General features: G+C 59.5%; 12 protein-coding genes and 1 tRNA gene. 2 read left to right on the forward strand and 11 right to left on the reverse strand.

All coding sequences use genetic code 11. The features are described from left to right. Position 1: 1 nt before the first annotated feature. The 11 genes from BC363_RS13500 to BC363_RS13545 all read right to left on the reverse strand — a co-directional run bounded on the left by BC363_RS13500 (position 2) and on the right by BC363_RS13545 (position 7316). Complete coding sequence (locus BC363_RS13500; protein WP_065781503.1) at positions 2-427, reverse strand: HK97-gp10 family putative phage morphogenesis protein; 426 nt, start codon at positions 425-427, stop codon at positions 2-4. Further along, positions 417-719: a head-tail connector protein gene (locus BC363_RS13505; RefSeq protein ID WP_065781502.1), complete on the reverse strand. Its 303-nt coding sequence runs from the start codon at positions 717-719 to the stop codon at positions 417-419. The genes BC363_RS13500 and BC363_RS13505 overlap by 11 nt, the downstream gene beginning before the upstream one ends. Continuing rightward, positions 716-1186 carry a hypothetical protein gene (locus tag BC363_RS13510; RefSeq protein ID WP_065781501.1) on the reverse strand — a complete coding sequence of 157 codons (471 nt, stop codon included), beginning with the start codon at positions 1184-1186 and terminating at the stop codon, positions 716-718. The genes BC363_RS13505 and BC363_RS13510 overlap by 4 nt, the downstream gene beginning before the upstream one ends. Further along, positions 1186-1524 (reverse strand): HNH endonuclease, encoded by a 339-nt coding sequence (locus BC363_RS33480; protein ID WP_083222726.1) that lies wholly within the window; start codon positions 1522-1524, stop codon positions 1186-1188. The genes BC363_RS13510 and BC363_RS33480 overlap by 1 nt, the downstream gene beginning before the upstream one ends. Next, a complete protein-coding gene (locus BC363_RS13515; protein WP_065781500.1) occupies positions 1521-2096 on the reverse strand; it encodes a hypothetical protein in 576 nt (191 codons plus the stop codon). Before BC363_RS13515 ends, BC363_RS33480 begins: the two co-directional genes overlap by 4 nt. Before the next feature lie 3 nt (positions 2097-2099). Further along, the gene (locus tag BC363_RS13520) at positions 2100-3662 is read right to left on the reverse strand and encodes a phage major capsid protein (protein ID WP_065781499.1); all 1563 of its coding nucleotides are present in this window, start codon (positions 3660-3662) and stop codon (positions 2100-2102) included. Beyond that, the gene (locus BC363_RS13525; RefSeq protein WP_065781498.1) at positions 3659-3997 is read right to left on the reverse strand and encodes a gene transfer agent family protein; all 339 of its coding nucleotides are present in this window, start codon (positions 3995-3997) and stop codon (positions 3659-3661) included. The genes BC363_RS13520 and BC363_RS13525 overlap by 4 nt, the downstream gene beginning before the upstream one ends. After that, entirely contained in the window at positions 3994-4245 is a 252-nt protein-coding gene (locus BC363_RS13530; protein ID WP_139110195.1) for a hypothetical protein, read from the reverse strand. The genes BC363_RS13525 and BC363_RS13530 overlap by 4 nt, the downstream gene beginning before the upstream one ends. Further along, positions 4242-5462, reverse strand: a complete 1221-nt coding sequence (locus tag BC363_RS13535) for a phage portal protein (RefSeq protein WP_065781497.1) — start codon at positions 5460-5462, stop codon at positions 4242-4244. Before BC363_RS13535 ends, BC363_RS13530 begins: the two co-directional genes overlap by 4 nt. A 99-nt stretch (positions 5463-5561) precedes the next feature. Next, positions 5562-7148: a tyrosine-type recombinase/integrase gene (locus BC363_RS13540; protein ID WP_065781496.1), complete on the reverse strand. Its 1587-nt coding sequence runs from the start codon at positions 7146-7148 to the stop codon at positions 5562-5564. 91 nt (positions 7149-7239) lie between these two features. Then, positions 7240-7316: transfer RNA gene (locus BC363_RS13545), tRNA-Pro, on the reverse strand. 219 nt (positions 7317-7535) lie between these two features. Here BC363_RS13545 and BC363_RS13550 point away from each other — a divergent pair. Both BC363_RS13550 and BC363_RS13555 read left to right on the forward strand, forming a co-directional pair. Beyond that, positions 7536-8717 carry a GGDEF domain-containing protein gene (locus BC363_RS13550; protein WP_065781495.1) on the forward strand — a complete coding sequence of 394 codons (1182 nt, stop codon included), beginning with the start codon at positions 7536-7538 and terminating at the stop codon, positions 8715-8717. 280 nt (positions 8718-8997) lie between these two features. Beyond that, on the forward strand, positions 8998-10002 hold the full coding sequence (locus BC363_RS13555) for a GlxA family transcriptional regulator (protein WP_065781494.1): 1005 nt from the start codon (positions 8998-9000) through the stop codon (positions 10000-10002). Positions 10003-10024 lie beyond the last annotated feature (22 nt).

Genomic DNA, 10024 nt, shown 5'->3' on the forward strand with positions numbered 1-10024 from the left:
ATTATCCTTTCCATGCATCGCGCACGGCCCTACGTCCGGCACGGTCAATGCGTTGCTGAAGGCGTTCGCCGAGAAGGCGAACGGCGAGCCAAAAGAATGGCTGCGCATCGGTCTTGCTGGTCCCGTATTCGACAAGGTGCGCATACCGAACGTCTGTATTGCCAGCGGTCACGATCACCTCATTTTCACCCGCCACGCGGGAGCCGCCCGGCTGACTGTAAGGCGGGGTCGCCTTTCCGGGTCCGGTGACGGCAATTGAGGTCTTGAGGTCGGGCGCACTGGTCGCCGGATCGTCGGGCGCAAGGTGACGCTGCATCGCGGCGAGTTCTTCCGCCGACGACATGAGCGCCTTGTTGATGCTCTTCCGGGGTGCTGCCTTCACGCGATCAAAGGCGCTCATGAGGTTATCGAGACCATCATTCGCCATCGTGGAACCACCTTTCCCGATAGCTATCGAGGACGACGGCCACGCCATGCGGCGCAAGCTGCGAGGTCAGACCGAAGGTCGCGATGTTGCGAACCTCATAATAGAAGGCGACAAGCCGAAGGATCGCCAACTTAAGATCAGCCGGGAACGGGTCGAGATCGGTCAGCGGCTTGCCGACATAGTTCGCCACGTATTGTTCGGCGGCTTCGATGTAAAGCTCGATCAAGGCGTCTTCATCGGTGCTATCCACCTTCATATGTTGCTTCGCCAGTTCCGGCGTGATGCCTGTCATTCGGCTGCTTCCTGTGAAAAAGTTAAATTCGGCCTCTCTTCCAAAGCCTTCCCCGCGCCGGTCCCCTTTGAAGGGGTAAAGTCCAAGACCACCCCCGGGTGCTTGCGGGCTGTTTTCGATCTGGGCGCGAGCGCTACCGCTTCCTCAATCGGCATCCTGCCAAGCCGGACAAGGAAGGCCGTCCTGCTAATGCCAACGTGTGCGGCCCACTCTGTCAGTGTCTTGCTCACGCCGTTTACCCAATAGCTCGTCCCTTTACGGCGCGAGGCTGGAAGTTGTTCAGGGCTGAAGATCGGCAACCGCTGGGTGCCAAGGCCGATTTGCATTGGCGTAGTGATCGCGTCAGCAATGGTTGCGCCGCGCTCAAGTCGCCCGATGATGATGGCTGGAGTGATCCCGTAATCGAGCGCCCATTCGGTGATAGGCTGGCCGATACCGTCGTGATCAAGGATGGTGGCGGGCGTCATCACAATGCACGCTCCTGCCGCTGTTTCACGCTGTTGTGGCATGGCGCGCAAAGGGGCTGCCAGTTTGCCCTATGCCAGAAGAGGCGCTTGTCGCCACGGTGCGGGATGACGTGATCCACCAGCGAGGCGGGGCTTCCGCATGTGCGGCAATACGGGTGCGCCTGAAGGTATTCGGCACGTGCTTTGCGCCATTCGTGGTCATAGCCACGGGCACGGGCTGAAGGGCGGCGCGCATCGTGCCGGGCCTTTCGCTCACGCTGGATAGTGCGCTGGCATTCACAAAGCTGGCCGTGGGGGACGATTGCGCCACAGGCGCAAATGCGGGGTGGCTTTCTCATCGGTCACGCCCTTGGCCTTTGAGTGCGTGCAGTCCGGCACGGTCAAATTCGGGATCAAGGCCAGCGACGACGTTACGCTCTGCCTGTTCCGGGTCGGTTTTATCGTCACTGCGGAAACGCGCCCAATACGCCCTGTTAATTTCGGTAGGTGTGGCGTTCCAAGCCTGTTCTGCCGTCCATCCGAGGATGCCGGTTGCGCGATCATAAAAGTTCGCGAAGATTTCAGCCCATGTCATGGGCCTATCAATCGTCAGCTGGTTTTTCCCCTTCGGATCGGGCGCCGGGGTGAGCATAGAAACGAGCTCGACCAGCGGGGCGCGAACGGACAGGAAGAATGGGAGAAGCGGCCTTCCGGGGATTGAAGACAGGAAGGCCGCTGCATCCTGACGGCTTGTCATCGTCAGGATCATTTCGGAAATGATCGTAAGGTTGCAATCGTCCAACGCCCGGAACAAGGCCGGAATGCCGTGGAGTTCTTCAAGGATGGTGGCGGCGCGCAGGGAGGGGCGAAGCGTCACGGCGTTGCCGCCGTGAACAATGGTGATTTCTTCGTATGCGCGCCGCTTGTTCATGGCTTACGCGGCAACCTTCAGCTTCACGAAGCGGTCGGGATGCGTCACGTCAGCGCCGACGCGCTTGCGGGCGTGGAACCGAACCTGTCCCTTGCCTGCGAGGCTGTAAGGGTCGCGAAGGGTCGAAAGGCCAACGCGGTCAATGATCCGGTAGCCGGAGAGATCGCCGAACAGGATCGGGAACTTGCCAGCGCCGATATCATCCATGTCGGGCATTTCGACAATCGGACGGCCAAGCAGGGTCATGACGCCGCCTGCCGTGATCGGATCGAGCACAAGGTAACGGCCAGTGCCGTCCTTCCACTGCCGAATAACGGACAGGGTGTTGCGGTTCATGAGCCAAGCGCCGTTCTGAGCGTGCGACGTGGCAATCTGGTGATACATGCCAATGATCACGTCTGCGGGGTTCGAAGTCGGGAAAGTCGCGGCAACGCCGGTCTTCACTTCCTTGATGCCGGAAGCGGTCATGATGCCCTTCGGCTGGCCGGTGCCCGTGCCCTTCACGAATGCAATGCCTTCGGTCTTGCCGAAGCTTTCGGCGTAGTCGGCAAGAAGTTCGCCCTCAAGGCCGTAAGCATTGTCTTCGAGAAGCTGGTTCGAAACGTCGGTGAAGGTCGCCAGTTCGAACGGGGTCAGCGTGACCTGTTCGAAGGTCATGCCGCTTTCGGTGCGGTCGCCGGTTTCGTCCACCCACGTTGCAGCAGTGCCGGACACGCGGCGCGGATACTTGATTTCCGGGGCTGAGATATTGACGACGCGGGCATAGCTGCGGATCGGGGAATATTCGTTCAAGAGCTTGATAAGCTCGCTGCCGAATTCTTCCGGGGCCAGGTATCCGCCGTTGGCGTCGGTCGAGACGGTGAGCGCCTTGACTTCATCCGGGCTGATACGTTCAACACCACGGCGAAGATAAGAGACGAACGCCTTCTGTTCGACGTTATCGTTGACGGCAGTGGGATGGTTGTTGTTATCGGCGGCGGGGCGGCGGTTCATCTTCGCCTTCATCGTGGCGATTTCTTCTTTGAGAGCCTTGACCTCTTCGGCGCTGGCAACCGGATCGGACTTCACTTCCGGCTCATTCTTCAGTTCGTTTTCCATGCTGTTTCCTTCGATGATTGATTTGACTTCGGCGGCGGCGTCCGGGTGAACCGGGCGGCGGCAAAGGCTGATTTCGGTGATGGTGAGATTGGTCAAAACACGCCCACCTTCAGGGCGGGCCTTGTGTTCGTGGAGGCGATAGCCAATGGACAGGCCACGCATGACGCCTGCCTTCATGTAGCGGCGGGCTTCCTTGGCAGGGTCCACGCCTTCGACAAACAGGCGGCCCTTCACCTCAAGGCCCTTGTCGGTGACGGCATAGGAATTCCAGATGCCGACAACCTTCCGCCCGTCATGTTCCATGAGCATCGGAATTTCGGGCACGAAGCTGAAGGCGGAAGGCTCGATAAGGTCGCCGTAGCTGTCCGGCTTGCCGAACGGCCACGCGGTGCCGGTCACGGTGCCGGTGTCGTCAATTGAGACTTCCGCTTTAATTTCGAGATTTTCGAGCGTGGCGGCGTCGATCATGCGGCCACCTGCTGCAGAGCGTCGTTGATCGCCTCCGTGCCGAAGAACAGAGCGGTAATGACGCCATCGGCAACGGCGAAGACTTCGGCCAGCGGACGCCCGATGGCATAAACGGAAACAAGGCGGTCGGCTTCAGCGGGAGCGGTGCCGCCACCAACAAGTCCGAGCCGGATAATTTCAGTCACGTCCGAAAAGCTGTAATCGGACCCACGGAAGCGTCGGAACAGAGCGCCGACGCCTTGGCCGGTCTTGCGCTCAAGTTCTTCAATTAGATCACGCGAGGGGAAGGCGAAGGTCTTTTCCCCGTCGCCAAAGAATGCACGGTGTTCGTTCATGGGTGTTCCTTGAGTGCGGCATTCAGTTGCTCAACCGACACGCGGTATGCGTCGTGAAGAGGTTTTCGTTGCTCTAACTCGACCAACGCGCGGAAGGCGCGCCCGGTGGAGCTACAGGCGGCACCATTGGGGCGGAAAAGTTCAAGGTCGAGACGAGCGGCAAGAACTCGTCGCGCTGCAAGCTGGGCCTTCTCTGGCATGTTCGATTTCAGAATCGTTGTAGCGATGTCGAAAGATGATCGGCTCACGCGGCTTCCTTCGCCGCAACCGACGCTGGCGCGGCGCTGCTGGTGGTATGGGGATTGATAAGTTCGTTGCCGTCTGGGAGGGGCGGCATATTCTGGATCGCGCGCGCCTCGTTCGGCGTCATGATCCGGTTTGTCACAAGGGCGGTCATGTTCGCGGTGCGGCTCGCCGCGTCGGCGCGCATGAGGTCTTCAGTGACAAACTCGAAGTAGTAGCTGTCGTGTTCGTCTTCGGTCAGAAGGACGGTTGCGAGTGCTTCCGTCCACGTATCCAGCCACGGGCGAAGGCAAAGCTGAAGGAAGGACGCACCCATCTGTTCGGCGTTGCTCCAGGTCGCCCGGCTCATCTCAAAAAGCAGATGCGGCGGAACGCCGAAGACGCGTGCGATGTCGGCAATCTGGAACACGCGATTTTCAAGGAACTGCGCGTCGGTAGAAGGCATTGTTTGCGAAACGAATTTGCGCCCACCGTCCAGATAGAGGGGTTCCCGGTTCTCTGATTCCTGCCACTTCCGCCAAGATTTCAGGACGTTGAAAAGGCGCTGCGCGCCCCCTGTATTCTCCGGCACCTTCTCCGGGTCTTCGATCACGCCACGGGGCATTCGACCGCTGCCGAATAGACGGGCGGCATCACGCTCAAGAATGGCGGAAAGGCCGATAGCCTCGCGTCCGAATGCTACAGGCGACCGGCCAAGGAAGGATCGGATATGAAGGATTTCGGTGTGCGGGTAATCTGTGGTGCCGCCGTCTTCAGTGACGCGGTAGACCGGAGGTGCGGCGGGTGTGTCTTCGATAATCGAGACAGTTCCCGGTTTCAGATAGATGAATTCGAACGGGCGCCCATCCGGGTAGCGCACGACGCGGGCGAAGCCGCTCCCGTAAATGAGGGCTTCGGCGGTCAGTTGGGTGCGAAGCCAAATCGGGCCCGTCCATGCATTGGAGCGGCGGTGCACGATGCGATAGGCGGAATGATCCTCTGCCGCCTGCTTGGTATCTTTCGTCTCGCGGTAAAGCTTTACGGGAAGAGAGCCGACGCTTTGGGAAATCAACCGGACGGCTTGCGCTACGGCAGGAACGTAAAGCGCTGACATGCCGCCGACGTTCACGCCCGAAACGGTAGAGCGAACGCCGAAAAGCTCTGAAATAGCAGGATCAGACAGGGCGTAAGCTTTGCGCCCGTCAAAACCGATCTTGCTTTTTACCTCAGTCCAAATTCCCATTAAGGACAATACTCCCATTAATCTAGGAATATTGTCCCACACTCAGATTCGCCTGTGAATCCCTTAAATCATCAAAAGTGATGATTTATTGCCTATTGATCACGAATTCTGATTGGTTGGTTCCGGAGCAGAAGGAAGGATGTCCCGAACGTTGTCCATTTGCCTCGCAATCTCGACCAGCTTCACATCGCTGCCGCCGTAATCGTCGGCAGAGGAACCGGAAGAGCGGCCAGTGATGTAACGGGCCGCCCGTTCGGTAATTCCACCCGTCGTAAGGGCGTCCTCAAACAGATGGCGAAAACCGTGGTTCGGCGGCGGCAAGTCATCCCGGTTCGGAAAGACTTTCTCATGTATCCATTCGCGAAGACGCTGGTCTTCGTTCTTCCCACCCGGAAAGAGCTTGCCGTCTGGCCGTGCTTTCACCCATTCGACAAATCCCTCTTTGATTAGCGCCCTATGCACCGGCACTTTTCGGGCCTTGTGAGTCTTAGTCGTCCGGCCATTGCCGACACGAATATGAATGAACCAATGACCTTCAACTTCGGAGATATCGCGCTTCTCTAGCGGGGTCACTTCGTTCACGCGTGCGCCGGTATGGGCGATGATCCAAGGTATCCAGCGGAAACTTGCACGGGTAGCAGTGCGAGCAAATTCAAGGAAATGCCGCGCATCCTTCAGAGAATAGGTTCGGTCGGCGCTATCGCCCTTTTCCACCACCGGCAGTTCTAGCGCCGTCCATGGGTCGCCGCCTGGGAACATCTTGTTTTCAGCTTGCCGGTTCGCCTCATTCATCAATGACCGGATGATGGTGATTTTGTCGTGGACCGTCTTACGGGATAGGTTTCCATCCGTGAGCATGTGGTCGCGCCATGCCTTACCATCGGCCAGCGTGATTGTGGCAACGCTCTTGCTCTTTCGGAAGTCTTCGAAGTCGGCTTGCGCTGTTCCATACTTATCCAAGGTCGCTTCCGATTTCGGACGGCTGAGACCGATGGACGCTAGGCGCTTCTGTTCCGTGATCACGTCGGCAAAGGTCACGGCATGAAAAGGTGACGCATCTTCCGGCTGTTCCTCGACCTCCTTTATCGCCTCGACAAGCAGGGGGTGCACGGGCTGGCCGTTAAAAACACCTTCGTCGCGCTCGTCCTGCCGAAGCATGGCCTCATAGGAAGCGACGCAAAGGGCTTGCGCCAGCGCTCGCCATTCCGGGGTTCCCTTCACGGTGTCGGTGTTGCCAGCAAGGCGGGCGCGCTCCAGCCGAGCGCCGACCAGTTCCTCTAGCTCGTCGTCGCTAAGACGTCCGGCGAAACCATCGCGGAACCGGCGTCCTTCGTCAGCGTCGATACCGTCTTGCGCATAACGGTAATCATGCTGTCGAATCTCTGCATCGAAGGTGATTTGGCTCTGATAGTCGCGAAGGGCGATCTGTTGCGTTGTGAGAGCATAAGGGGCGGCTTTCGGTGCGTTGCCGTTCGCCGCCTCGTGCTTGTGCCGGGCGATTCCAATCTGTCTTTGGATCGATGCGACGGCAGCGGCGTGATTCCGAAGGGCCGTGCGGCGGTCGCCGCCAAGCTGAATTTCGAGTTCAGCCCGGTTGTCGAGATAGGGGCGAAGTGCGGGAGGGATAACGACTCGCGCCGAGTAGCGCCCGTTTCGTTCTTTCCAGTGCTGAGGTTTTCCAGCCATTCGAAGGCCCATTTGTGACGTGGTTTGTGACGTCAATATGGGCTAAAAGCCTTACGGCGCAAGGGGTTCGAATGATTTCAATTAGATAAAGTGGTCGGAGTGGAGAGATTCGAACTCCCGACCCTCTGGTCCCAAACCAGATGCGCTACCAGACTGCGCTACACTCCGTGCCAACGGCGCCGGAGATACACGCTTCACCCACGCCCTGCAACATGAAATTTCGCCTCGGCCGAAACGAGGGGCCAAAAGTCATGCGATGGCAGGGTGCAGGGATGATCGACATGCCGCAATTTCGGGCTTTGCAGCCGATTTCTCATTTCCATTTAGTAATCGCTAAACTCCGTGCGATAGAGGCGCGGCGACAAACAACCACGCCGAGCCGGACCGATGACTGCCCAACTTGACCTCGCAACTGTACTGCTGCTTCACAAGTCGTCGTTTCTGGTCGGCGCCCTGTGCTTTCTTTACCTCCGGTGGCAATCACCCCGGAACGAGGGGCTTGGCATTCTGGCGGCCGGGTTTCTCTTTCTTGCTCTGGCTTCGACGCTGGCAGGTTATGGCGAACAGAAGCTGCTGCCGGCTTTTCTATGGACGCTGTCGAGCTTCACACTCGGCCTTGGCGGCTATGCACTGTTCTGGATCGGTCTGCGCCGGCTGAGTGGCCAAAGTCGCCGACGGGCCGATTGGCTGGCACTTGCCATTCCCTTGACTGGGGCGGTTGTCGGCTTGATCACGCATTTCCACGTTGTGAACTACGCACGTGCAAGCGCCTTCAACTCAGGCGCCTTCCTGTTCCTTGCCGCTTCCGCCTTTGCAGTCGTCTCGGATCGGAAAGGCGAGCCGTTGCCGGTTCGGACGATCTTCGCAGCTTCCCTGACGATCGGTGCCATGCTCTGCCTTGTCGTGGTGGTGGGCCTGCTCAGGCCGGCCGTCGTACCGATCACGACGACCTATGCCTTCTTCCTCCTGATCATCAGCCACTTCGCAATCGCGCTCTTTGCGCTCGTGCTAGTCAAGGAGCGAGCAGAGGCCGCATTGCGTCGGACGGCCGACACCGACATGCTGACGGGGGTCGGTAATCGCCGCTGGTTCCTGTCGCAGTTGCCGCGCTTAGGCTGGAAGGACGATGCACTTGCGGTCATGGATTTGGATTTCTTCAAGCGCGTCAATGACCGTTTTGGTCACCAGGCGGGTGACCAGGTGCTGATCGCTTTTGCCGAACTGGTGCGCGCAAACCTGCGCGCGACCGATTGCTTCGCAAGGCTCGGCGGCGAGGAGTTCGGGCTCTATCTCCCGAAAACGAACGAGGTGCAGGCGCAGGCGATCGCCGAACGGCTCCGCCTTGCCACCGAACAATTGCATGTCCGTTTCGACGGCCAGCGCGTTGCCCTCAGCGTCAGCATCGGAGTTGTCGTCGGCCGAGGCGTGGAAAACAGCTGGGAAGAACTTTTCAGTATGGCGGATGCCGCACTCTATCAGGCCAAAGATGCCGGCCGTAACCGCGTGATCGCCTATGCCCCGCCACAGGCTTCGTTCGCAATCGATATCTCGACCGCACGGACAGGTTGAGGGTTGCATCAAACGGGCGGCGATTTGCCTGAGTGTGCTTCCCGGCCATTCTTACCAGCATCGGTGCATCGCTGTTCGTTCGGTTCGCATGGGCGGTGGATTAAAAAAAACGGGCCGGCGGAACTGGATCCGGCCGGCCCGTTCCGGCAATCTCGCGGAAAGGGGAACGTCTCTGCGCGGGGCTGCAGCGCCGCGCGAAGGGAGATCGATTGCCACCTGATAATGCCTGAATGCGGCCTGCCCAATTGACATTTCACGCCGGAAATTTGACATTTCTCGCATGTCCAGCGCTGAGAAAATACAATCTGTGATCGATGTCGTGGTGGTCGTCCTGCCAGAGTCGTCGATCATGTCGCTGGCGTCGGTGCTCGATCCGATGCGCGCGGCCAATCGCGTCTCCGGCCGCGAGGTCTTTCGCTGGCGGCTGCTGTCGGCGGACGGTGAGCCGGTCGCCCTGACATGCGGCATTCCGATCACGGTCGACGGCATGTTCACGCTGCCGCTTGACGGCGATGTCCTGCTTGCGATCGGTGGCTTCAATCTCGACCGGCATGTCGGCCGCAAGTTCATCGCCACGCTTCAGGAATGCGCGCGCCATTTTGAAGTCGTCGCCGGCATCGAATCGGGTTGCTGGCTGCTCGGTCGCAGCGGTCTGCTCAACGGTCGCAAGGCCACCGCCCATTGGGAAGAGTTGGAGGATTTCAGTCAGGCGTTCCCGGCACTATCGGTGCTGGGAGACCGTTTCGTCACCGATGGAAAGTTCTGGACCTCGGGCGGCGCATCGCCGACCTTCGACATGATGCTGCACCTGATTACCCAACGCCTTGGCTCGGCGCTGGCGCTCGATGTGGCCAGCATCTTCGTCTACGACCAGACCCACAGCGCAACGGACGTCCAGCCCGTCGTGTCCCTCGGACGGATCGAGACCCGTGATCCCGGTCTGGCGGAGGCGATCCGCCTGATGGAGCGAACGCTCGAACGGCCGCTGACTGTGTCTGCGCTTGCACGCCGGCTGTCCGTGTCGCAGCGCAAGCTGGAGGTTCTATTCGCGAAGGGCCTGTCGACCAGCCCCGGCGCCTATTACCTGCGCCTGCGCCTTCAGGTCGCCCATCGGCTGGTGCGCGATTCGGGCAGCCCGATCCGCGAGATTGCCCTTCGCTGCGGCTTCGACAGCTTGTCAGCCTTTTCCCGCGCCTATAGCCGCGAATATGGAACGAGCCCGCTGAAGATGCGAAGCAGGCACCGCGGAACGGTTGCTATGTCGGATGGCAGTGAGGGGATCTGAAGGTGGTGAGCGCACCGAATCC

The sequence above is a fragment of the Ensifer sp. LC384 genome, assembly GCF_001695865.1.
In the GTDB taxonomy this organism is placed as follows: domain Bacteria; phylum Pseudomonadota; class Alphaproteobacteria; order Rhizobiales; family Rhizobiaceae; genus Ensifer.

What these genes read in the sequence shown, in the direction of transcription:
- BC363_RS33480 (WP_083222726.1), bottom strand. Translation starts at nt 1,524, where the DNA reads ATGAGAAAGCCACCCCGCATTTGCGCCTGTGGCGCAATCGTCCCCCAC.
- BC363_RS13540 (WP_065781496.1), bottom strand. Translation starts at nt 7,148, where the DNA reads ATGGCTGGAAAACCTCAGCACTGGAAAGAACGAAACGGGCGCTACTCG.
- BC363_RS13505 (WP_065781502.1), bottom strand. Translation starts at nt 719, where the DNA reads ATGACAGGCATCACGCCGGAACTGGCGAAGCAACATATGAAGGTGGAT.
- BC363_RS13535 (WP_065781497.1), bottom strand. Translation starts at nt 5,462, where the DNA reads ATGGGAATTTGGACTGAGGTAAAAAGCAAGATCGGTTTTGACGGGCGC.
- BC363_RS13550 (WP_065781495.1), top strand. Translation starts at nt 7,536, where the DNA reads ATGACTGCCCAACTTGACCTCGCAACTGTACTGCTGCTTCACAAGTCG.
- BC363_RS13515 (WP_065781500.1), bottom strand. Translation starts at nt 2,096, where the DNA reads ATGAACAAGCGGCGCGCATACGAAGAAATCACCATTGTTCACGGCGGC.
- BC363_RS13500 (WP_065781503.1), bottom strand. Translation starts at nt 427, where the DNA reads ATGGCGAATGATGGTCTCGATAACCTCATGAGCGCCTTTGATCGCGTG.
- BC363_RS13525 (WP_065781498.1), bottom strand. Translation starts at nt 3,997, where the DNA reads ATGAACGAACACCGTGCATTCTTTGGCGACGGGGAAAAGACCTTCGCC.
- BC363_RS13510 (WP_065781501.1), bottom strand. Translation starts at nt 1,186, where the DNA reads ATGACGCCCGCCACCATCCTTGATCACGACGGTATCGGCCAGCCTATC.
- BC363_RS13555 (WP_065781494.1), top strand. Translation starts at nt 8,998, where the DNA reads ATGTCCAGCGCTGAGAAAATACAATCTGTGATCGATGTCGTGGTGGTC.
- BC363_RS13520 (WP_065781499.1), bottom strand. Translation starts at nt 3,662, where the DNA reads ATGATCGACGCCGCCACGCTCGAAAATCTCGAAATTAAAGCGGAAGTC.